The organism is Microbacterium sp. ZW T5_56, from assembly GCF_044987425.1.
Lineage (GTDB): Bacteria > Actinomycetota > Actinomycetes > Actinomycetales > Microbacteriaceae > Microbacterium.
Genome location: NZ_JBJDRI010000006.1, coordinates 120,169 through 143,095, shown reverse-complemented (window position 1 = coordinate 143,095; position 22,927 = coordinate 120,169). Strand labels below are relative to the sequence as shown.

At 67.8% G+C, this 22,927-nt stretch carries 17 protein-coding genes; 4 read left to right on the top strand and 13 right to left on the bottom strand.

What is annotated here, in order from left to right; genetic code table 11:
* Positions 1 to 182: 182 nt before the first annotated feature.
* The 7 genes from rpoC to ACI3KU_RS04740 form a co-directional block, all read right to left on the bottom strand.
* Entirely contained in the window at positions 183 to 4,064 is a 3,882-nt protein-coding gene (rpoC, locus tag ACI3KU_RS04770; protein ID WP_404921144.1) for a DNA-directed RNA polymerase subunit beta', read from the bottom strand.
* A gap of 55 nt (positions 4,065 to 4,119) precedes the next feature.
* The gene (locus ACI3KU_RS04765; protein ID WP_404921143.1) at positions 4,120 to 7,611 is read right to left on the bottom strand and encodes a DNA-directed RNA polymerase subunit beta; all 3,492 of its coding nucleotides are present in this window, start codon (positions 7,609 to 7,611) and stop codon (positions 4,120 to 4,122) included.
* Positions 7,612 to 7,847: 236 nt separating this feature from the next.
* Positions 7,848 to 8,666: an alpha/beta fold hydrolase gene (locus ACI3KU_RS04760; protein ID WP_404921142.1), complete on the bottom strand. Its 819-nt coding sequence runs from the start codon at positions 8,664 to 8,666 to the stop codon at positions 7,848 to 7,850.
* A gap of 246 nt (positions 8,667 to 8,912) precedes the next feature.
* A complete protein-coding gene (locus tag ACI3KU_RS04755) occupies positions 8,913 to 9,833 on the bottom strand; it encodes a hypothetical protein (RefSeq protein WP_404921141.1) in 921 nt (306 codons plus the stop codon).
* 328 nt (positions 9,834 to 10,161) lie between these two features.
* On the bottom strand, positions 10,162 to 11,004 hold the full coding sequence (locus ACI3KU_RS04750) for a biotin-dependent carboxyltransferase family protein (RefSeq protein ID WP_404921140.1): 843 nt from the start codon (positions 11,002 to 11,004) through the stop codon (positions 10,162 to 10,164).
* Positions 11,001 to 11,618 carry an allophanate hydrolase subunit 1 gene (locus ACI3KU_RS04745; RefSeq protein WP_404921139.1) on the bottom strand — a complete coding sequence of 206 codons (618 nt, stop codon included), beginning with the start codon at positions 11,616 to 11,618 and terminating at the stop codon, positions 11,001 to 11,003. Before ACI3KU_RS04745 ends, ACI3KU_RS04750 begins: the two co-directional genes overlap by 4 nt.
* Positions 11,615 to 12,382, bottom strand: a complete 768-nt coding sequence (locus ACI3KU_RS04740) for a LamB/YcsF family protein (RefSeq protein WP_404921138.1) — start codon at positions 12,380 to 12,382, stop codon at positions 11,615 to 11,617. Before ACI3KU_RS04740 ends, ACI3KU_RS04745 begins: the two co-directional genes overlap by 4 nt.
* A 687-nt stretch (positions 12,383 to 13,069) precedes the next feature.
* Between ACI3KU_RS04740 and ACI3KU_RS04735 the strand changes: the two genes are divergently transcribed.
* Positions 13,070 to 14,401 carry an APC family permease gene (locus ACI3KU_RS04735; RefSeq protein WP_404921137.1) on the top strand — a complete coding sequence of 444 codons (1,332 nt, stop codon included), beginning with the start codon at positions 13,070 to 13,072 and terminating at the stop codon, positions 14,399 to 14,401.
* A gap of 382 nt (positions 14,402 to 14,783) precedes the next feature.
* Complete coding sequence (locus ACI3KU_RS04730; RefSeq protein WP_404921136.1) at positions 14,784 to 15,389, top strand: hypothetical protein; 606 nt, start codon at positions 14,784 to 14,786, stop codon at positions 15,387 to 15,389.
* A gap of 99 nt (positions 15,390 to 15,488) precedes the next feature.
* Here ACI3KU_RS04730 and ACI3KU_RS04725 read toward each other — a convergent pair whose 3' ends face one another.
* Positions 15,489 to 15,929 carry an HIT family protein gene (locus ACI3KU_RS04725; protein WP_404921134.1) on the bottom strand — a complete coding sequence of 147 codons (441 nt, stop codon included), beginning with the start codon at positions 15,927 to 15,929 and terminating at the stop codon, positions 15,489 to 15,491.
* A gap of 95 nt (positions 15,930 to 16,024) precedes the next feature.
* Here ACI3KU_RS04725 and ACI3KU_RS04720 point away from each other — a divergent pair, with 95 nt between their 5' ends.
* Both ACI3KU_RS04720 and ACI3KU_RS04715 read left to right on the top strand, forming a co-directional pair.
* On the top strand, positions 16,025 to 16,417 hold the full coding sequence (locus ACI3KU_RS04720; RefSeq protein ID WP_404921133.1) for a DUF3224 domain-containing protein: 393 nt from the start codon (positions 16,025 to 16,027) through the stop codon (positions 16,415 to 16,417).
* 152 nt (positions 16,418 to 16,569) lie between these two features.
* Positions 16,570 to 16,938 carry a YbjQ family protein gene (locus tag ACI3KU_RS04715; protein ID WP_404921132.1) on the top strand — a complete coding sequence of 123 codons (369 nt, stop codon included), beginning with the start codon at positions 16,570 to 16,572 and terminating at the stop codon, positions 16,936 to 16,938.
* 138 nt (positions 16,939 to 17,076) lie between these two features.
* Here the strand turns inward: ACI3KU_RS04715 and ACI3KU_RS04710 are convergent, their stop codons facing one another.
* The 5 genes from ACI3KU_RS04710 to ACI3KU_RS04690 are packed head-to-tail and all read right to left on the bottom strand — an operon-like array spanning position 17,077 to position 22,896.
* Complete coding sequence (locus tag ACI3KU_RS04710; RefSeq protein ID WP_404921130.1) at positions 17,077 to 18,054, bottom strand: ADP-ribosylglycohydrolase family protein; 978 nt, start codon at positions 18,052 to 18,054, stop codon at positions 17,077 to 17,079.
* Entirely contained in the window at positions 18,051 to 19,043 is a 993-nt protein-coding gene (locus ACI3KU_RS04705) for an ADP-ribosylglycohydrolase family protein (RefSeq protein WP_404921129.1), read from the bottom strand. Before ACI3KU_RS04705 ends, ACI3KU_RS04710 begins: the two co-directional genes overlap by 4 nt.
* 1 nt (position 19,044) lies before the next feature.
* Positions 19,045 to 20,388, bottom strand: coding sequence for an ADP-ribosylglycohydrolase family protein (locus tag ACI3KU_RS04700; RefSeq protein WP_404921128.1), 1,344 nt, complete (start codon positions 20,386 to 20,388; stop codon positions 19,045 to 19,047).
* Positions 20,388 to 21,539 (bottom strand): ADP-ribosylglycohydrolase family protein, encoded by a 1,152-nt coding sequence (locus ACI3KU_RS04695; RefSeq protein ID WP_404921127.1) that lies wholly within the window; start codon positions 21,537 to 21,539, stop codon positions 20,388 to 20,390. Before ACI3KU_RS04695 ends, ACI3KU_RS04700 begins: the two co-directional genes overlap by 1 nt.
* A gap of 49 nt (positions 21,540 to 21,588) precedes the next feature.
* On the bottom strand, positions 21,589 to 22,896 hold the full coding sequence (locus ACI3KU_RS04690) for an ABC transporter substrate-binding protein (RefSeq protein ID WP_404921126.1): 1,308 nt from the start codon (positions 22,894 to 22,896) through the stop codon (positions 21,589 to 21,591).
* Positions 22,897 to 22,927 lie beyond the last annotated feature (31 nt).

Genomic DNA, 22,927 nt, shown 5'->3' with positions numbered 1-22,927 from the left:
CCCCCACGCTACGCTCCCCCACCCCCTCACGCACACTGAGGCCCCACACGCGAGAAACCCAAGCAAGTCCGAAACACCCTGCAACGCGGGGTTTCTCGGACTTGCTTGGGTTTCTCGACGGGACATGCCGGAAACGCCGCAGGCCCCCGGCGGGAGCCGAGGGCCTGCGGATCACATCACGCTCAGTTGTAGGTACCGGGCGTGGTGAAGTTGTCGTCCGTCGAGAAGCTGTCGAAGTCGACGTAGCTCAGGTCATCGCCCGAGTACGCGCCGTCCGACGCAAAGATGCGGTTGGGGTACCGCTCGCTCTTCGCTTCTTCCGTCGCCTCGACCACGACGTTGCGGTACTTCGCAAGTCCGGTTCCGGCGGGGATGAGCTTACCGATGATGACGTTCTCCTTGAGGCCGACGAGCGGGTCGCTCTTGCCCTCCATGGCCGCCTGCGTGAGAACGCGGGTGGTCTCCTGGAAGGAAGCGGCCGACAGCCACGACTCGGTCGCGAGCGACGCCTTCGTGATACCCATCAGCTCCGGACGACCCGACGCGGGGCGCTTGCCCTCGGACACGGCCGCACGGTTGATGTCCTGGTAGCGACGGGTGTCGACCATCTCACCGGGCAGGAAGTCGGTGTCGGCGTGATCGACGACGGTGACCTTGCGCAGCATCTGGCGCACGATGACCTCGATGTGCTTGTCGTGGATCGGCACACCCTGCGAGCGGTACACGCCCTGCACGCCACCGACGAGGTACTTCTGCGCGGCACGGGCACCCTGGACGCGCATGACCTCCTTCGGGTCGAGCGTGCCGACCTGAAGCGCCTGACCGACCTCGATGTGCTGTCCGTCCTCGACCAGGAGCGTGGCACGCTTCAGGACCGGGTAGACGTACGGCTCGTCACCGTTGTCGGGCGTCAGGATGACCTTCTTCTGCTTCTCGGTCTCCTCGATGGTGATCCGACCGGTCGCCTCGGCGATCGGGGAAGCACCCTTCGGAGTACGAGCCTCGAAGAGCTCCTGCACACGCGGCAGACCCTGGGTGATGTCGTCAGCAGACGCGGAACCACCGGTGTGGAAGGTACGCATCGTCAGCTGGGTACCGGGCTCACCGATCGACTGGGCCGCGATGATGCCGACGGCCTCACCGATGTCCACGATCTTGCCGGAGGCCAGCGAACGGCCGTAGCACTGCGCGCACACGCCGACGGCGGAGTCGCAGGTCATCACCGAACGGACCTTGATGTTCTCGACACCGGACTCGATCAGCTTGTCGATGAGCACGTCACCGACGTCCTCACCGGCCGTGGCGATGACCGCACCCGAGGGGTCGACCACGTCGACGGCGAGGGTACGGGCGAACACCGAGTTCTCGACGTTCTCGTCGCGCACCAGGGTGCCCGTCGAGTCCGCCTTCGCGATGACGTAGTCCAGACCCTTGCTCGTGCCGCAGTCCTCTTCGCGGATGATGACATCCTGCGAGACGTCCACCAGACGACGAGTCAGGTAACCCGAGTCGGCGGTACGTAGAGCGGTGTCGGCCAGACCCTTGCGGGCACCGTGCGTTGCGGTGAAGTACTCGGCGACCGACAGACCCTCGCGGTACGAGGAGATGATCGGACGCGGCATGATCTCACCCTTGGTGTTGTTCACCAGGCCTCGGATACCAGCGATGTTACGGATCTGCAGCCAGTTACCACGAGCACCCGACGACACCATGCGGTTGATGGTGTTGTCCTCGGGGAAGTTGGCACGCATCGCCACCTGCACCTCGTCGGTCGCCTCGGTCCAGATCTTGATCTGCTCCTGACGACGCTCGGTGTCGGTGACGAGACCCTTCTCGTACTGAGCCTGCACCTTCGAGGCGAGCTTCTCGTACTTCGAGATGATCTCGGCCTTGTTCGGCGGGGTGAGGACATCGCTGAGCGCGACCGTCACACCCGAACGGGTAGCCCAGTAGAAGCCGGCGTCCTTGATCCGGTCCAGCGCCGCTGCGACCTCGACCTTGGGGTACTCCTCCGCCAGCTTATTCACGATCTGCGACAGCTTGCCCTTGTCGGCCTGCTCGCGGACGAAGGGGTAGCCCTTCGGCAGCGTGTCGTTGAAGGTGACCTGACCGAGCGAGGCGTCGACGAGGCCGTGGTTCTCGTAGCCCTCGGGGCCATCGCCCTCGAGGAACGTCAGACCCGGGATGCGGATGCGGACCTTGGCCTGCAGGTCGAGGGTTCCCTCGTCCTTCGCCATGATCGCCTCGGCGACCGAACCGAACGCGCGACCCTCACCGAGTGCACCCTCCTTGACCGTGGTCAGGTGGTGCAGGCCGATGATCATGTCCTGCGAGGGCAGGGTGACCGGACGACCGTCGGACGGCTTGAGGATGTTGTTCGAGGCCAGCATGAGCATGCGGGCTTCGGCCTGAGCCTCCACCGACAGCGGCAGGTGCACAGCCATCTGGTCACCGTCGAAGTCGGCGTTGAACGCGGCGCACACGAGCGGGTGCAGCTGGATGGCCTTACCCTCGACGAGCTGCGGCTCGAAGGCCTGGATGCCCAGACGGTGCAGGGTGGGGGCGCGGTTCAGCAGCACGGGACGCTCGCGGATGATCTCCTCGAGCACGTCCCACACCTCGGGGCGCGTACGCTCCACGGCGCGCTTGGCGGCCTTGATGTTCTGCGAGTGACCGAGGTCGATCAGGCGCTTGATGACGAACGGCTTGAACAGCTCCAGCGCCATCTGCTTGGGCAGACCACACTGGTGCAGCTTCAGCTGCGGGCCGACGATGATGACCGAACGGCCCGAGTAGTCGACGCGCTTTCCGAGCAGGTTCTGGCGGAAACGACCCTGCTTGCCCTTCAGCATGTCGCTGAGGGACTTCAGGGCACGGTTGCCGGTACCGGTGACGGGGCGACCGCGGCGGCCGTTGTCGAACAGTGCGTCGACGGCCTCCTGCAGCATGCGCTTCTCGTTGTTGACGATGATCTCGGGGGCACCGAGGTCGATCAGGCGACGGAGGCGGTTGTTGCGGTTGATCACGCGACGGTACAGGTCGTTGAGGTCGGAGGTCGCGAAACGACCACCGTCCAGCTGCACCATCGGACGCAGCTCCGGCGGAATCACCGGGACGACGTCGAGCACCATCGAGGCCGGGGACATGCCCGTGACCAGGAAGGAGGAGACGACCTTCAGGCGCTTGATCGCACGGATCTTGCGCTGGCCCTTGCCCTCGGAGATCTGCAGGCGCAGCGACTCGGCCTCACCGGCCAGATCGAACGCCTCCAGGCGCTTCTTGATGGACTCCGCGCCCATGTAGGCCTGGAAGTACTGACCGAAGCGGTCCTGCAGCTCGTGGAAGACATCGTCTTCCGCCTTCAGGTCGCCGACGGACAGCGTGCGGAAGTCCTCCCACACGCGCTCCAGCTTGGCGATCGCCTCGTCGGTGCCCTTGCGGGTCAGCGACATCTCCTTCTCGGCGGCGTCCTTGACCTTCTTCTTCTGGTCGGCCTTGGCACCCTCCGCCTCGAGAGCGGCGAGCTCCTCCTCCAGCTTGCGCAGGCGGTCGGCGATCTTCGAGTCGCGACGGTCCGCCAGAGCCTTCAGCTCGAGGCGGATGTTGCCCTCCTGGGTTGCGAGGTCGCGGTGACGCGCATCCTCGTCCACCGAGATGACCATGTACGCGGCGAAGTAGATGACCTTCTCGAGGTCCTTCGGCGCCATGTCCAGCAGGTAGCCGAGGCGCGACGGGACGCCCTTGAAGTACCAGATGTGGGTGACGGGTGCGGCGAGCTCGATGTGGCCCATGCGCTCGCGACGGACGGAGCTCTTGGTGACCTCCACGCCGCAGCGCTCGCAGATGATGCCCTTGAAGCGGACGCGCTTGTACTTGCCGCAGGCGCACTCCCAGTCACGGGAAGGGCCGAAGATCTGCTCACCGAACAGACCGTCCTTCTCGGGCTTCAGGGTGCGGTAGTTGATCGTCTCGGGCTTCTTGACCTCGCCGTGCGACCACTGACGGATGTCGTCAGCGGTGGCCAGGCCGATACGAATTGAATCGAATGTGGTGGCGTCGATCACGTGTTCTCCTGTGTCGATTCTTAAAATCTTGTGGTGGTGAGAGATCCGACCGAGGTCAGATCTCTTCAACCGAAACGTTCTCGAAGCGGCTTGAGATGTTGATGCCGAGCTCTTCCGCAGCGCGGAATGCCTCGTCGTCGGTGTCGCGCAGGTTGACGGGCTGGCCGTCAGCGTTGAGCACCTCGACGTTCAGGCAGAGCGACTGCATCTCCTTCATGAGCACCTTGAAGGACTCGGGGATGCCGGGCTCCTGGATGTTCTCGCCCTTGACGATCGCCTCGTACACCTTGACGCGGCCGAGGATGTCGTCGGACTTGATCGTGAGGAGCTCCTGGAGCGCGTATGCCGCACCGTAGGCCTCGAGGGCCCACACCTCCATCTCACCGAAGCGCTGTCCACCGAACTGCGCCTTACCACCGAGGGGCTGCTGCGTGATCATCGAGTAGGGACCCGTCGAACGCGCGTGGATCTTGTCGTCCACCAGGTGGTGCAGCTTCAGGATGTACATGTAGCCCACCGAGATCGGCGCCGGGAACGGCTCGCCGGAGCGGCCGTCGTACAGCGTGGTCTTGCCGGTGTGGTCGATCAGGCGCTCGCCGTCACGCGTGGGGAACGTCGAGTCGAGCAGACCCGAGATCTCCTCCTCGTGCGCACCGTCGAACACCGGGGTGGCCACCTTCGTGCCGGGAGCCGCTTCGCGCGCCTCGGCCGGCAGGAGCTTCGCCCACTCCGGGTTGCCGTCGACCTTCCAGCCCTGCTTGGCGATCCAGCCGAGGTGAACCTCGAGCACCTGGCCGAAGTTCATCCGACCCGGGATTCCGAGCGGGTTGAGGATGATGTCCAGCGGCGTTCCGTCGGCGAGGAACGGCATGTCCTCCACCGGCAGGATGCGCGAGATGACGCCCTTGTTGCCGTGACGGCCGGAGAGCTTGTCACCCGCGGTGATCTTGCGCTTCTGGGCGATGTAGACCACGACGCGACGGTTGACGCCCGAGCCGAGCTCGTCGTCGCCGTCCTCCGCGTTGAACTCCTTGACCGCGATGATGGTTCCCTGCTCACCGTGGGGCACCTTCAGCGACGTGTCGCGGACCTCGCGGCTCTTCTCGTTGAAGATCGCGCGGAGCAGACGCTCCTCGGCCGAGAGCTCGGTCTCACCCTTCGGGGTGACCTTGCCGACCAGGATGTCGCCGGGGCGGACCTCGGCGCCGATGCGGATGATGCCGCGCTCGTCCAGGTCCTTCAGCAGCTCCGGGCTGACGTTGGGGAGGTCACGGGTGATCTCCTCCTTGCCGAGCTTGGTGTCGCGGGCGTCGACCTCGTACTCCTCGATGTGGATCGAGGAGAGGGTGTCTTCCTTCACCAGGTCCTGGTTCAGGATGATCGCGTCCTCGTAGTTGAAACCTTCCCACGTCATGAAGCCGACGAGGAGGTTCTTACCGAGGGCGAGCTCGCCGTTGTCGGTCGAGGGGCCGTCGGCGATGACCTCGCCGACCTCGACGCGCTCACCGGCGTTGACGATCACACGCTGGTTGTAGGACGTGCCCTGGTTGGAGCGGTCGAACTTGCGCAGGTAGTAGTCCTGCGTGCCGCCCTCGTCCAGCTGAACCGTGACGCGGTCTGCGGAGACCTCGGAGACCACACCGGCCTTCTGCGCGGTGACGACGTCACCGGCGTCGATGGCCGTGTAGCCCTCCATACCGGTACCCACCAGCGGCGAGTCCGAACGCAGCAGCGGCACAGCCTGACGCTGCATGTTGGCACCCATGAGGGCGCGGTTCGCGTCGTCGTGCTCGAGGAACGGGATCAGCGACGTCGCGACCGACACCATCTGGCGCGGCGAGACATCCATGTAGCCGATCTCATCGCGCGGGAACAGGTCGACCTCGCCACCCTTGCCGCGACGGGCGAGAACGCGCTCGTCGGCGAAGGAACCGTCCTTGTTCAGGACAGCGTTGGCCTGCGCGACGATGTAGTCCTGCTCTTCGGCGGCGGTGAGGTAGTCGATCGTCTCGGACACCTTGCTGTCGATGACACGACGGTACGGGGTCTCGATGAAGCCGAACGCGTTGATGCGCGCGAACGATGCCAGCGAACCGATCAGACCGATGTTCGGGCCTTCCGGCGTCTCGATCGGGCACATGCGGCCGTAGTGCGACGGGTGAACGTCACGGACCTCGACGCCTGCGCGCTCACGCGACAGACCACCGGGACCCAGCGCCGACAGACGGCGCTTGTGAGTCAGACCCGCGAGCGGGTTGTTCTGGTCCATGAACTGCGACAGCTGCGAAGTTCCGAAGAACTCCTTGATCGCCGCGACGACGGGGCGCACGTTGATCAGGGTCTGCGGCGTGATGGCCTCGATGTCCTGCGTGGTCATGCGCTCGCGAACGACGCGCTCCATGCGGGACAGACCCGTGCGGACCTGGTTCTGGATGAGCTCGCCGACCGCGCGGATGCGACGGTTGCCGAAGTTGTCGATGTCATCGATGTCGATGCGGATCTCGGCCGGCTTGCCGCTGCGGACGCCCTGGTAAGAGGTCTCACCGGCGTGCAGGCGCACCAGGTACTTGATGGTCGCGACGATGTCCTCGACCGTCAGCACCGACTCGGTCAGTGCCGCGTCCAGGCCCAGCTTCTGGTTCACCTTGTAGCGACCGACCTTGGCCAGGTCGTAGCGCTTCGGGTTGAAGTAGAAGTTGTCCAGCAGCGCGCGGGCGGCCTCAGCGGCAACCTGCTCGCCCGGACGGAGCTTGCGGTAGATGTCGCGGAGCGCGTCTTCCTTGGTGAGGATGGTGTCCTTCGACAGGGTCTCCTCGATGGAGGGGAAGCCGGCGAACTCGGCGAGGATGTCCTCGCTGGTCAGACCCAGCGCCTTGAGGAAGACGGTGACCGACTGCTTGCGCTTGCGGTCGATGCGCACGCCCACCTGGTCGCGCTTGTCGATCTCGAACTCGAGCCAGGCACCGCGCGACGGAATGACGCGAGCGGAGACGATGTCCTTGTCGGACGTCTTGTCGGGGGTCTTGTCGAAGTAGACACCCGGCGAACGCACCAGCTGGGACACGACGACACGCTCGGTGCCGTTGATGATGAACGTGCCCTTGCCGGTCTGGAGCGGGAAGTCGCCCATGAAGACCGTCTGGGTCTTGATCTCACCGGTCTGGTGGTTCATGAACTCGGCCTCGACGTACAGCGGAGCCGCGTACGTCTTGCCGCGCTCCTTGCACTCCTCGATCGAGTACTTCTCAGGCTCGAGGTACGGGTTCGTGAACGAGAGCTGCATGGTCTCGCTGAGGTCCTCGATCGGCGAGATCTCCTCGAAAATCTCCTCCAGACCGCTGATCTCGGGGACGTCGGTGCGTCCCTCGGCCTGCGCCTGCGCGACGCGTGCCTTCCAGGTCTCGTTACCGACGAGCCAGTCGAACGACTCGACCTGCAGCGCGAGCAGGTCGGGGACGGTCAGCGTGTCGGTGATCTTGGCGAACGAGACGCGCTTGTGAGCGCGGCCGTTCTTGGGGTTGGTGGATGCGTTGCTCGCAGCTGCCAAGGGAATGACCTCCATGGGCCCCGGCCGGGCCTCGTGATTCCTTGTCGTGAGATTTCTCGCTCGCGTACATCCCCGAAATCCGAGCCGACCTCACGATCGGAGACACGGAAACAGCCGACCACCATATGAGGGCAGGGGGATGCGAGCGCAACTACCCACGATACACACGGATCAGCGACACGTCCAGCGTTGATGCTTGAAGGTTGCTGAGACTCGGTGTATAACCACGCGCGGAGTCAGCCCTGCGTCATCCAACCGTTGAGGATCGTCCGGAATTCCTCGGGGCGTTCGATCCACGGGTAGTGTCCGCAGTCGGCGATCCATGCCTGCTTCGCGCCGAGCGCTTCGGCGTAGGCGAGCGTGGGGCGCACGCCGCTGAGCATGTCCTCCGCGGCGGCGACCACGAGCAGCGGCGGAAGGTCTGCCGCGAGGATCTGCGCGGGCGCATCGTCGGGAATCGTCGAGAACCAGCCGAGCGTCGCCGCGCGCGTGGTGGTGCCGACCCGGGCGTGCTGCTGCTCCAGCGCGGTCCAGTGCGCGTAGCCGAGCGGCGCCTCCTGCTGCAGCACCCCCTGGAATTCGGCTTCGGTGTCGGGGAGATCCGTGGGCGCGGTCAGGGCATGATCGATGATCGGATCAGCGCGCCGAGCGGCGATCTCCGCGATGTCATGCTGGGTGCCGGTGAGCCAGGAGGCAGCGGGGGTGACGAGCGCGGCACGGCGGATGCGGCCGGGGTGGCGCGTCATCGTCGCCAGGGCGACGCGGGTGCCGGCGGAGTGACCGAGGATGTCGGCCTCATCGAGTCCGAGGTGATCGAGGATCGCGATGACCGCATCGCTTTCCAGCCACCAGCCGGGCGATGCGTCGGCGCTCGCGGTGGTGCCGCGGAAGTGCACGACGATGAGCGGCCGCACGTCGCCGAGGCCCGCCAGATCTCCGATGTACTCCGGCCCGCGGCACGGACCGCCGGGCAGGACGATGACCGGCTCCCCCGCCGCGTCACCGACGCGTTCGAAGGCGATGGATGATCCGTTAGCGAGCCGCGCGAGTTCCACGTATCGAGTTTATCGACGAGTTTCCCAGGGTCTGAGCGCACTTCGTCGTGCCTGTGCGGGTGCTGAACGAGGAGCTCGGGACCGGACGAAGGGCGCTGAGCAACGCGCAGGGAGACGAAGAGCGCTCAGCAACGCGCAGCAAGACGAAGAGCGCTCAGCAACGCGCAGCAAGACGAAGAGCGCTCAGCAACGCGCAGCGAGACGAAGGGTGGTTCCCGAGCGAGCGCGGCGAGACGCAGAGCCTCGTCACGCGATGGTGTGCCGTTCCAGTCGCCGCCCAGGAGCTCGCGACGCGTTGATCCCCTCGCGCACCGGCAACACGGTGACGGGAGCGCACCAGGACTGTGTTGCCTTGTTCAGCAGCCACCCGTCGCCGAGGGTGATCGCCGCGTGTTCGGCAGCGCCGTCGATGCCGCGCCAGACGAGAACCGTGCCGGGGTTGTCGTCGTTGCCGCCCGTGATGGTCGTCTCACGCAACCAGCGTTCGAAGGATTCCCGCTGCATCCAGGCCTTCTCGGCTCCGTCCGCGCCGGCGGCCCCCATCACCATCCCGAAGCAGTTTGGCCCGCTTCGAGCAGGAAATCGTCCCGCGATCCGACGCGCCTCGGGGAGAACGGCCCGCGCGCGACGCCAGGTGGCTTCCGACACCTCACTGTGCTGGGACGCCGGCAAGCCGTCCTCGATCCAGCGGATGGTCCGTGCCGTGTCGCGCTCGCGGCTGCGTTCCGGGTGCTTTCCGGGCCAGCGATGCTTCGTCGGCTGCGCCGCTCGCGCCTTCGGGCTGAGAAGGCGCGCACCACGCCGGTCGAGCCAGATCAGCGACGTGCGCTGCGGCTCACCGGCACCCCCGGCTTCGATCGGGGCAGGACGGCGCGCGACGTCCGGAGCCGAGTGTGGTGCGGCGTCGTCGGCGGCGTGTACGTCGTCGCCCTGATCCTGATCCCCGGACGATTCGACCTCCGCGGCGGAGACGCCGGTCCCCGGAAGCGCGTAAAGCTGGAATGTGTCGCGCAGCTCGGGTGTGAGCCGACGCGAGCGCGCGACTCGCTTCACCGACTGCGCCTCTGCCGCGGTGAGCAGAAACGGCTGCACGGGAGGCATCACCCACCCTCGCCACCGCGCCAGTTGGGCGTCGGTGACGCGGATGCCGAGCACCGTCGCCGTCATGGGCCCGAGCCTACCGGCAGCGCCGTGGCCCCCGAACCTCGGAATAAGAGCCGGAACGCCGCGCCCCCGTGCCGGTCTCAGAATCTGTAGTTTCGCCACTCCTCCCACGCCGGAACTGAGACCAGGGCGGCGATCGGTCTCAACTTCGGCACCAGATCCGGGCGGATACAGCATCTGCTGAGACCAGTGCTCCTCAGGCTTCCGCATGGATCTGCGGGGAGCGACCGTCCGGGTCGGTGACCTCAGCCAGAAACGCGCCGCAGACACCACGAGGATCAGTGAATCGCACCAGACGCTGATGCTCGTTGAACACGATGAACCTGTGCGGTCAGCCTCGGAGGCGGAGGGTGGCGCCGGGGCGCAGCTGTCCGATCGCGTCGAGATCCAGGACCACACCGATCACGGGGTAGCCGCCCGTCACCGGACCGTCGGCGAGCAGAATCGTGGGCACACCGGACGGCGGTACCTGGATCGCACCCGGGATCATGCCTTCGCTCGGCAGTTCGGTCGTGCCACGATGACGCAGCAGCGGTCCCTCGAGTCGTGCGCCCACTCGATCCGCCGCGGACGAGGCTGTCCACGTCTCCCCCGTCAACAGATCCCAGGCTTCCGGCACGAGCATGTCGCGGCGAGGACCCGGCACCACCCGTGCGTCCACGTGGTCGCCCGGCACGCGCCACGGGGCGATGTCCACGAGATGCAGCGGAAGCGTGGTGCGCCCGACGGCGAGTTCGTCACCGACCCGCAGCGGCTCCGGCCCCAGCCCCGCGAGAGTGTCCCGAGAGCGCGAGCCCAGCACCGGCGTCATCGCCAACCCGCCTCGCACAGCGACATAGGCGCGGATGCCACGAGTCGCGAAACCGAGTTCGAGAACATCGCCGGCACGCAGCAGGTGCGGTCGCCAGAGATCCGCGGGGTGGGAACCGACGGTCACGGGTGTCTCCGCTCCGGTCACCGCGATCCAGTGATCACGCGTCGCCCGCAGGCGCAGTCCTCCGAGCGGCACCTCGATTCCCGCGGCCGACTCGCGATTGCCGACGAGACGCTGGGCGATCCGATGCGACGCGCGATCCATCGCGCCAGACGAGCCGACACCGATCGCACGCAGCCCGGAGCGCCCCAGATCCTGCACCGTCGTTCCGGGACCCACCGCCTCGACCCGCAGGCTCATGACACCTCCCGAAACCGCACGCGCGCGCCCGGCGAGAGGAGCGCGGGAGGTGTGCGCTCGGGGTCGAACAGCACGACATCCGTGGTTCCGATCAACTGCCATCCGCCCGGTGTCGCTCGCGGATACACGCCACTGAAGCCGTCCGCGAGCGCGACCGAGCCGGCCGGCACGCGGATGCGCGGCGCGGCCAGCCGCGGCAGTCGGTGTGGCCAGTCATCGGCGACGAGGTAGCCGAACCCGGGCGCGAACCCTGTGAACGCCACCCGCCAGTGCGCGTGCTGATGGTCATCGATCAGCGTCGTCACCGAGACACCCGACGCGCGAGATGCGGCGACCAGGTCGGGGCCGTCGTAGTGCACACCGATCTCGATGAGAGGCGAGGCCTCTGCCTCATCGACGTGAGAGGGGTGCGTGACCGCGCGATCGATCCAGGCACGCACAGCCGACAGCGCGATGCTCGACGGATCGAAGCACACCAACACCGTCTCCGCGGCGGGGACGATGTCCGTGACTCCCGCAGGTGGAGCGCCCAATGCCGCCTGCAGCGCCAGCACATCCGCTGTCTCGATCAGCACGGCTGCGGGACCGAACGTGCGCACGACCAGCGCCATCATGGCTGCCAGGGAGCGCGGATCACGACACCCGCATCGGTCAGCGCGGCGCGAACGGCGCGTGCCATCTCCACCGCCGCCGGGGTGTCGCCGTGCACGCACAGTGACGCCGGTTGCATCGTGATTCGACTGCCGTCCACCGCGACGACCGACCCCGTCGTGACCATCTCCACGGCACGATCAGCGACCTCTGCGGGATCGTGCAACAGGTCTCCGGGAGCACCACGAGGCACGAGCGTGCCGTCGGCCCGATAGCCGCGATCCAAGAAGGCCTCGGCGAAGAACGGTAGACCAGCGGCGTCTGCAGCGTGGCGAATCTCGCCGTGCAGGCCGAGCACCGGCACCGCACGCCCGAGCCGAGTCGAGAGGTCCGCGATCGCCGCCGCGACGTCCGCTGCTTGGGCTGCATCGTGCACGATCTCGTTGTACAGCGCGCCGTGTGGCTTCACGTATCGGACGTCCGCGCCGGCGGACACGAGCGCGTTCAGCTGATCACGAATCGAAGCACGAAGCTCGGACGACGCAAGCTGCTGGCGCGTGCGCCCGAATCCGGCCCGGTCGGGATACGACGGATGCGCTCCGATCGTCACGCCGTGCTCGCGAGCGAGGGCGACCGATGCCCGCATCGAAACATCGTCACCGGCATGACCGCCGCAGGCGATGTTCGCGCTGCTCACCAGCCGGAACATCGCGGCGTCGTCAGCCGTGGCCACGCCGTCGACGGTCTCGCCGAGATCGGCGTTCAGATCCACCGCGAGCGCAGTCATGCCTTCACCCTACGACGCTCGCCGCGGTGGGATCCGCGTCACCGCAGAGGCCTCGGCTTCCGCTGCTTCCGCTTGGTGGCAGCGCGACGACACCGTCGCCAGGACGTGCGGTGAAACCAGGAGAATGCGTTCAAGGCATGACCAACACGCGGGTTCGCTCACGCCGTCGCCGCATGATCATCAACTCACGACACTGTCCCTGTCGCCCGGGAGTCGATGCCTCAGACACCGCACAGGTTCAGACCGTGGCAAGGCGGACGTCCTGCGGTGAAACGAGGAACATGCGTCTAGCCACGACGAAACTCAGGTTCGCCCGTGCAGTCGCCGCCTGTTCATTGACTCAGGTCGCCGTCCCTGCCGGCCAGGCGGTGATGCCGCGGACAACGCACCTCTTCAGGCCCCTGACCAGGCGCACGTCCTGCGGCGAAATAAGGAACGTGCGCCCAAACCATGACCAAAACCCCCGATCGCTCCTCCGTTCGCCGCATGATCATCTACTCACGACAGCAGAGTCTGCCTCGCGCCCAAAGCCCCGGGTCAAGCCCCGGCGCCCTGGCGCCCCGCAGACCCGCGAAATACCGGCTCCATGCCTCCGAGGACCCGCAACTGACGACAATGGCAGGATCCGGGGGATGGGTGACGGGATCTGCGACGACGAATGTCGGTGGGCAGCGACACGATGGAGGGGTGAGCGCACGCACCCGAGACGGCCGCATCGGTCTGGCCGAAGGCATCGCCCTGTACGTGGCCTCGGTGCTCGGCACCGGACTGCTGGCGCTGCCCGCGCTGGCCGCTGAAGCCGCCGGCCCCGGATCGATCCTCGCCGTCGCCGCTGTCATCCTGCTCGCGATCCCTCTGGCCGGGACCTTCGCCGCACTCGCGGCGCGCTACCCCGATCCGGGTGGCGTCGCCAGCTATGTGCGACGCGCGCTGGGGCCGACCGCGGCGCGCATGACGGGCTACTGGTTCATGTTCGGCGTCGCCGCCGGCGGGCCGGTGGTCGCCGTACTCGGTGCGCAGTACGTCGCGCTTACGGCGGGCATCGACGCGAACGCCGTCCCCTGGCTCGCGTTCGCCTTCCTCGTCGTCCCGCTCGGCGTGAACGCCTTCGGGGTGCGCATGGCCGGCGGGATCCAGCTGGTGCTCACCGCGCTCCTCATCGGAGTGGTCGTCACCGTCGTGTGGGCCGCGGCACCTGCCGTAGAGCCGCAGAATTTCACGCCGTTTCTGCCGCACGGGCTCGGCGGTGTGGGAACGGCCGTCGTCCTCTATGTCTGGGCCTTCGCGGGCTGGGAGGTGGGTACGCACATTTCGGGTGAGTTCCGCAATCCCCGCCGCGCTGTCCTCATCGGAACCGCGGTCACGCTGATCCTCTCCGGCGCCTGCTACCTGGTGCTCCAGGTCATCACGGTCGGGGCACTCGGCACGGCGGCCGGCACCAGCGCCGCACCTCTGCTGGACCTGGCCGCGCTCGCCGATTCCCCTCTGGCGCGCATCGCGGTGGGGGTCATCGGCGCGATCGTGGCACTGGGCGTCCTCAATGCCTACCTGGCTGCCTTCGCCAAGCTGGGTGCCTCGCTGGCCGAGAACGGCGACCTGCCGCGCTGGTTCAGCACCGGGGCTGGGGCCGGCGCGGTGCCCCGTCGTGCGCTCGCACTCACGGCGGTCGTGATGGTGGGGTACTTCACTCTTGTCCTCGTGAGCGGACTGAATCTCGCGCCGTTCGTGCTGGTGCACACCTCGAGCATGACGGCGATCTATGTGCTGGGGATGATCGCGGCCGTGCGCATCCTCGATCGCTGGAGCCTCGGATGGTGGACGGCGATCGTCGCGTCCGTGCTGAGCGCAGGCCTCCTTGTGCTGGCCGCCGGATCGCTGCTGCCAGCCATTGTGCTCGCCCTCGTCGCCGTCGTCATCACGCTGATCCGCCGACGCGGTGCCCACCGGCAGCGCCCGGGAGCCGGGCCCGTCTCGACCAACACTCCGTCGGCGAAGTCCGACACGGTCACGCCCGTCTGACCGGATCGGAGCCGTTTGGCTGCGTCACGCTCATCCGACCGAGTCGCGACCGTCCGGCCGGGTCAGCCCGTCTGACTGCGTCGCGCAGGTGTGCCGACCCCGCCGCCCCGCCACATCGCCGCATCGCTACATCGCCACATCGCCGCTCCGCCGCTCCGCCACATCGCCGCCTCGCCGGGGCGACTGAGACGACCAACGGGCAGGCCGTCGGTACGCCGCGCGGTGGCTCCAGCCCAAACTTCCCCGCAGCTCACTCGTCCGTCGGAGACAGGCATGCGCAGACCATGCGGGGTGCAATGCCGCACCCGGAGCGATGACGATCGCTCTGCTACCGTCGACCCCACGTGTCGCGGGCCCGACCGCGGCGATTGAGGGGAATCTCATGGGTTGGCGCTTCCGGAACAAGAAGACCGCGGAACCGGCCCCGCCCGCTGCTCCCGCGGACCTCGTCGTCCCGATGCTGTCCGGACAGAGCTGGAAGGATGCGACCGCGGCGAAGCTCGCCCAGATCCCGGACTTCCCGGCCGGGCAGCATCCGTTCGCCCAGCCGCTCACAGGTGAGGTCTACGTCACCTACGCCATCGACCCAGGCCCATCGTGGGAGATCGTGAACATCGACGAGGTGCCCGCTTACGGTGACGCGGCATCACTCCACGAACGCGCGCTGTCCAACCTCGCCCGTCGCGGTGACATCGAGGTCGAGGGAGGGAGCGGGCGCTACCGGCTGACCGTTCCCGACGAAATGGATCTCACGGCCTCGACCCTCCTCGCCCCCGCGCGCTGGCGCGCAGCCGTCGACATTCCGGGAGACCTCGCGGTGGCCGTCCCCACGCGAATCCACGTGCTGCTGTGCAGCGCCGACGACACGGAAACCGTCGCCGCGCTGCAGGGCTACGCCACTGAGCTGTTCGCCCAGGCCGCCTCCAAGCCGGTGACCACACAGCTTCTGAGGTTGGACGCCGCCGGCACGCTCAGCGTTCTCCGCTGAGTGCTCCAGAACCCACTCGAGTAAGCACCCTGCTCAGCGCCCACCCTGGCCTCAGCCGAGCGCACGCCTCCGCACTGACCTCAGCCGAGCGCACTGACCTCAGGCGAGCGCCCGCCGCAGTGCCTCGAGCGCATCGTCAGAGATGACGTGCTGCCGCTCGCTGGCGCCGCTGCTCATCCGCGGGATGACGGTGATGCGCAGGTGACTCTCCTCGTCGATGTTGTCATTGCCAGCCTCGGCGACGACCCCCTCGAGGGCGATGTTGCCGTCTTCGAGGGCCACCGCAACGTCTCGGGCGAGCATCATCAGCTCTGTCGCCTGGGCATCGGAGAGTTCGGAGATCCGACTCACATGCGGCCGCGGCACGACGATGACGCGGCCCGGTGCGGGTGCATTCTCATCCACCACCGCACAGGCATAGGGGCGATTGGCGAGCACAGAAGATGCGTGGGCACCGTCGGTGATCTCGCACAGCGGGCAGTCGATCATCTTGCCTCCTCGGTGCACCCGCGCGACCGCACGGACGAACAGTGTGGCCACAGCGTACGCCCTTCCTCCGAACGAGTATCCAGAATTTCGCCGAACGTCGAACCAGCCGACCTCTCAATGTCGGACCCGCGCGCTACTCTCGCGAAATGAGCGAAGAACGCACCGTCGAGGCCCAGTTCACCATCACCCTCACCCCTGCTCCCGGCATCGTTGCGGAGACGGGACGATTCGACATGACGAAGGACTGGACGGGCGCCATCCGCGGGACCAGTGACGGAGTGATGCTGTCCGCGGGGGACCCGCGTCTGGGAGCGGCCGGCTACGTTGCGCTCGAGGTCGTGTCAGGCTCGCTCGACGGTCGTGCAGGCACCTTCGCGCTCGCCCAGCTCGGACGAATGACGTCCGCCGGACAGAAACTGGACTGGGAGATCGTCCCCGGCTCCGGCACGGGCGATCTGATCGGACTCGCCGGCACCATCGAGCTGCTCAGCGCCGAAGAGGTTCACAACCTGCGGGTGACGTACACGCTCCCGGACTGATCATCACCACGAGATCCGTCATTCACATACCCGGCGTTGCTACGGCGGGGCGGTCCGAGCCACGACACCGCGCCCGCCGCGCAGAAGGTAACTCGCGCTGACACGCCGCACCGATGCATCGCGCCGACGCACCTCGGCGGCATGATCAACCCATGATCGTGGTGACGACGAATGACATCCCCGGCTATCGCGTGGAGGCCGTGCTCGGCGAGGTCATGGGCCTCACCGTGCGCTCCGCCAACTTCGGCCAGAACTTCGTGGCGGGATTCCGTTCCCTGGGCGGAGGGGAGATGACGGAGTACACGAAGATCATGTACGAATCACGCAACGACGTGATGAACCGCATGATCGCCGACGCGCAGCAGCGCGGTGCCAACGCGATCGTCGCGATGCGATTCGACACCGGCGACATCGCACAGAACTTCTCCGAGGTATGCGCCTACGGCACGGCCGTGGTCGTGAGCCCCATCCCGGGCGGCCAGCCGGGCGCCACCAGCCAGTCGGCCGGCCAGGCGCAGTAGGAGCCAAGACGACGTGAGGGCCGATCGGACAGTTCCGATCGGCCCTCGCGTGATTCGGGTGCCACGCTCGTCATCGGCACGACCGGCACAGCACGGTCACAGCGACTCGACCGCCGGCGCGGCAGGACAGCCGCGAACTCAGCCGATGGCCTCCGCCACCGTGCAGCCGGCGAACGACGCGATCGACAGCCCGGTCAGACGCGCGTCCTCCAGACGCAGGTCCTCCGCGATCCAGTCCTCACCGAATCGCAGCGCGGCGATCGCGCCCGCGACGGCCGGAAGGGTGGCAGCGTTGCGCGGCTGCGCCAGCACGCCGAGCATCAGGTCGTCGGCGGACTCGGCGACGCTGACGTGCGCGAGCAGGAAGCCCAGCGTCTCCGGCGCCGCGATGGGGTAGCTGTAGATCCAGTCCCCCACCTCGACACTCAGTCGCCGCGCGCGATCCAGCGGTCCGCGCGCGTCGGCGGCGACCGCCAGGGCGGCCTCGACCATCCGTCGCGACCAGGTCTGTGCCGGCAGCACATCCACCGCGGCGGTCACGGCATCCGCAGCACTCGCGCCGGCGAGCAGCGCGGAGGCGAGCTGCACCGTGGCCTCGGCGCACCAGACGCCGTCCAGCGCGTGCGTCACCGAGGCATCCGCGACGGCGGCGTCTCGCGCACCGTCGCCACCCACCACCGCAACGGCCGCCAGGGCCCGCACCATGGCGATGTCATCGAAGTAGTGGGCGTTGTCATGACCGGACTGCGGCGGCTCGGCCCCGGCGCGCAGGTTCTGCAGCGCGAGCTTCGTGCCGATGCGCGACCGCACGGGCGGCTCCGTCTCGGCGAGAGAGCGCCATTCCTGCAACCCCAGCTCATGTGTGTGCTGACGTGCCGAGAAGGTGAACCACTCGAGGGCCTCGCCCGGCCCCGGGTGCAGGACTGAAGGAGGTGCCGCGTGCGTGAACGGCCGGGGCACGGTGGTGGTCCGCGTCTCGTCGGCCAGCAGCGACAGCGTACGCACGCGGCCCACGCGCTTGGGTGGCAGGGCGTACACGCGGTAGTCGGCGTTGAAGGCGGAAGCGGCCTCTCCGGCGAGAACACCGCGGGCGATGGTGTCGAATGCGTCGGTCATCGCACGTCTCCTTCCACGAGGGCGGTCAGTCTGTCGGCGGCATCCAGTGGGTGGGTTCCCCGCGTGGAGCGGATGCAGGAGCCCACCACCGGACGAAGGCCCTCGACCCAGTCCCGCGGGAACGCGTCGATCCCGGAGATCGCTCCGGCGATGGTCCCGGCGATCGCGGCGGTGGTATCCGCATCACGACCCATGTTCACCGCGAACAGGATGGACTCCGCGGCGCGACCTTCGGCGCGCAGCACCGACGCCATCGCCAGCCCCACGGCCTCCGGCGCGAGGTCTGCCCAGTAGTAGTCGGCCACGGCCAAGCGGTCATGCAGCGCGATGGCCAGCGCGTCATCGTCGAGGCCCGAACCCACCAGGTCGCGAGCGTCACGCAGATTGCGTGCGGTCCAGCTGTCGGCCGGGATGGCGGCGAGACCCGCGTCGTAACAGGCGGCGGCGTCTGCACCGGTGAGGGCGGTGGTCACCGCGACCGCCACCACGACTCCGGCCCAGATGCCCTCCGTGGTGTGGCTCACGGCACCATCGGCCTCGGCGAGACGACGGGCGAGGTCGACATCGCCGGCGGCGACGATACCCAGAGGGCTCACGCGCATCGCCAGTCCGTCACTCCAGCCGTGCATCGTGTCGCCGCTCAGCGGCGGGCGAACGCCACGACGGAGGTTGTCGATGGCCGCCATCTCGCTGAAGCCGCCGCCCTTGAAGTCGTCGGCCTGCGGCAGCACGTCCGTGAGCCAGGTCTCCGCGAAATCCTCGGCGGTGGCGTTCACGCCGACCCGCTCCACCGTCTTCGCGGTGAGGAGCGCGTACTCCGTGTCGTCGCTGCCCGCCGGCTCCGGGTCGAGGTAACCGGTGACGCGTCCGTGCTTGGCCTGGATCTCCTGCGCGGAGAAGCCCTCCACGGGCCGTCCGATGGCATCGCCGATGGCGAGGCCCGCGAGCGAACCGCGAGCGCGCTCGCGCAGGGTGAGGGAGGAAGTCATGTCAGGGCTCCTGTGTCGTGGGGATGAGAGCGAGAGTCCGGCGGGCGAGATCGTCGATCGCGACGTCGTTCATGCCGGGAAGGCTGGTGGCGATGCGGTTCTGCAGGGGTGCAGTCCACGCCGCGGGGATGGCGCGGTGACCGAGCAGACCGCCCAGCACCGATCCGACCGTCGCGCCGGCGGAATCGGTGTCCCACCCGGCGATGACGGCGAGCGCGATCCCGCGTCCGAAGTCTCCGCCGCTGCGGGCGAGCGCGAAGGCGATCAGCGCGGCGTTGTTCACGGTGTGCACCCAGTGCAGGTCGCCGTAGCGGGCATGCAGTTCGTCAAGGGCGGCGGCATCGTCCAGATCGCCGGCCCCGAGGTCGCGCCCGTGCCGGATGGCCGCCGCGAGCACGCTGTCCGCGGGCACCACGCCGGCAGCGATGTCCAGCACCTCGTCGATGTCGACAGCTACGAGTGACGCGGACGCCAGGGCCGCAGCCCACATCGCACCCCACAGGCCGTTATCGGTGTGGCTGAGACGTGCGTCGGCGTGCGCCATGCGGGCGGCCTCGTGGAGGTCGCCGGGATTGACCCAGCCGAACACGTCGGTACGGATCAGCGCGCCGATCCACTCGCGGAACGGATTGCGAATGCGTCCCGCTTCGTCGGGCGCGTAACCGTCGAGCAGGTTGCGATAGGCGATGCGCTCGGCCGTGAAGGTTCGTCCGGCGGGCAGGTCCGACAACCACGCCTGGGCGATGTCGTCGGTGGTGAAGTCGCGGCCGGACTGCTCCAGCACCTGCAGGTTGAGTAGCGGATAGTTGAGGTCGTCATCCTCGGGCATGCCCGCGATGTTCTCCTCGAGTGAGTTGACAGCGGACCGCCGATTCCACGGCCACCGCGCCGACACCTCCGCCGGAAGATCCCGCGCGGTGAAGTACTCCCGCAGCGGCCAGCGTCCGGTCGCGTGCAGGATCTCCTCAATCCCCTCGCGCGGGATCTTCTCGACCGGCTTGCCGAGCAGGCACCCCGCCGCTCGGCCCGACCACGCGCCGTGCACACGGTCCGCGAGGTCGTCGCCCGCCGGCCGGATCGGCAGCGCGGGCAGGAGGGTGGCCGCATCCTCCCACCGCGGTGCCGGGGCGGCGGCGCGCTCATCCAGCTCGATCAGGAGCTGACGGGCGAGTGAGCGGAGCGGCTCCGGCGCGCGCTCGGGGGTCGCCCCGCCGCGCACCGGAACCAGCGATCCGCCCGCGTTCGCCCACCGGTCGGCGATGTCGTCGACCGCGTGGCCCTCGGCCCGAGACTGCACCAGCTCGTGCGCGACCAGGTCTTCGGGCTGTGCCCACGTGAGCCGCATCAGAGCACGCCGGCGGCGACGGCGGTGAGACGCTGCAGGTCAGCCTCGGCGCGCGCGGCGTCCTTGCGCATGATCTCCTCGGCGACGCTCGCCAGACGATCCGCGTGCTCCGAGAAGTCCATCCGGCTCGCCTCGGCGATGGCGTCGAGCCAGTCCGTCGCGATCACCGACATGCCGCCGATGCCGCCCGCGATGCTGCCGGCCATCGAGGCGATGGAGTCGGAGTCACGGCCGTAGTTGACGGGGCCGAGGATGGTGTTTCGGAAGTCGCCCTCGTACGCCACGAGGAATCCGAGCGCCACCGGCAGCTCCTCGATCGCCTTGGTGCGCGAGGGGATGCGCGCATCCATCGCCGGCTGACGGTAGGCGTCGCCCACGGTGTCGAATGGACGGATGGCGTCGCGCAGCGCCTGCCCGATCGCGTCGTGATCGCCACCGCGCACGGCGCGTGCCGCAGCGACCACCGCCTCGATGGCGGCGCGCGTGCCGTCATGGGCGAGCGCGATGCTGGCCTCGACGACGGAATCCACGCTGGAGCCCGGCGACACCGCGGCGGCGACTGCCGCAGCGAACACGCCGGCTGCCTCGCGCCCGTAGCTGGACTGGTGAGCACCGGCCGCGTCGATCGCCTCGGCGTAGGCCGCACGGGGATTACCCGCGTTCACCACACCGACGGGCGCCATGTACATCGCGGCACCGCAATTGACGACGTTGCCGACGCCCGCCTCTCGCGGGTCGACGTGGCCGTACTGCAGCCGCGTGACCAGCCATTTCTCCGCAAGGAAGATGCGGTGCAGGATGATCGACTCGCGCTCGAACTCCGGGATCCAGCGCACCTCGGTCTGCAGCCGCGGCACCAGCAGGTCCGCGATGGCGAACGCGTCGATGTGATCGCGATGCTCCTCGTACACGCGGATGAGCGCCTGCGTCATGAGGGTGTCATCCGTGATGTGCCCGTCGCCCTTGTGGTACGGGCTCACGGGACGGGCAGTCTGCCAGTCCAGGTGATACGGCGGAACGATGCCCTCGATGCGCCCGTCGTAGCGCTCGCGGATCGCCTCCGGGCTGAAGCCCTCCGCGGCTCCGCCGAGGGCGTCGCCGATCGCAGAGCCCGCCAGCACCGCGGCGGTTCGATCGTGAATCCAGTTCATGCCATTCCTCTCAGCGGGGTGGTGGGCCCCGAAGGCCCACCACCCGGTGTCAACCGTTGACCTGTGCCCAACCGGTGTCGAGCTCGGACTTCAGCTGTGCGTCGTCGATCTCCCCGCCCAGGAACTTCTGGAATCCGGGGGTGGCGACGGTGTCCTTCCAGCGCACGAACCCGTTCGCCTGCAGGAAGACGGGACCGGCGAGACCTTCCGCGGAGGTCATGATCGCGGGCCAGCCGTTCTGCTCCTTGGTCTGCTCCTCCAGAGCCGCGCGTGCGGACGTCGTGGTGGGGATCAGGCCGTCGGCGACGTTCATCTTCACCAGGTTGTCGGTGGACATGAAGTAGTCGATGAACGTCGCCGCCTCCTTCTGGTGCTCCGAGTCGATGTTGATCGACAGGGTCTGCGGGTTGGCCGCCTGAACCGCGCCCTTGCTGCCCGCGAGCGGGGGAAGCACGACCCAGTCCATGTCTGCCGGCGCATCGGCTGCGATGTTCGCGATCTGGTACGAGCCCTGCACGGTCATCGCGGCCTTCCCCGCGTAGAAGGTGGCGAGCACCTCAGAGCCGGACTGCGTGACACCGATCGGGTCCACCGATCCGGCATCGATCATCGCCTTCACACGGTTGGGGACCTCAAGGTCGGCGTCGCTGACCTCGACCTTCATGTCATCGCCCTTGCCGGTGAAGTAGCTGGAGCCGAAGCCCATGCCGAGGCTCATGAACGCCGCCGTCGGGCTCTTCATGCCCCAGGTGATGCCATGGACATCGCCCGCCGTGGTCGCCTTCGCGATCTCGGCCAGCTCGTCCCAGGTCATCGAGTCGCCGGTCGGCACGGTGACGCCCGCGGCTTCCAGCAGCTTCTTGTTGGCGAACACGACGTAGGTCTGCAGCTCGGTCGGAGCACCGATCACCTGGTCGTCCACGGTGACGGAGTCCAGCACGCCGGGGTCGATGTCGGAGATGGTGTCCTTGCTGAGCAGGTCGGACAGATCGGCCAGGTAGCCGTCCTTCGCGAACGGAACGATGCCGAGCACCTCGTAGTGGATGATGTCCGGGGCCACGCCTCCCACGAACTGCGTGGTCAGCTTGTCGTCGAGGCTGTCAGTGGGAGCCTGGACGATCTTGACGGTGATGCCGGGGTTGTCTGCATTGAACGCGTCGACGATCTCCTTGGTCGCGGCGATCGCGGCCGGCTGGTCGGAGAACGACTGGAACGTGATCTCGACCGGCGTTGCCGGGTCGCCGGTGGCGGCCCCGCTGCTGCCCGGGTCTGATGCGCCCGGCGAGCAGGAGGTGAGTGCGAGTGCCGTGACGGAGGCCGCCGCGAGCAGCATTGCTGAACGGTGAAGCTTGTTCACTTCTTTCCTCTTCCTTGTGATTGTGAAACGT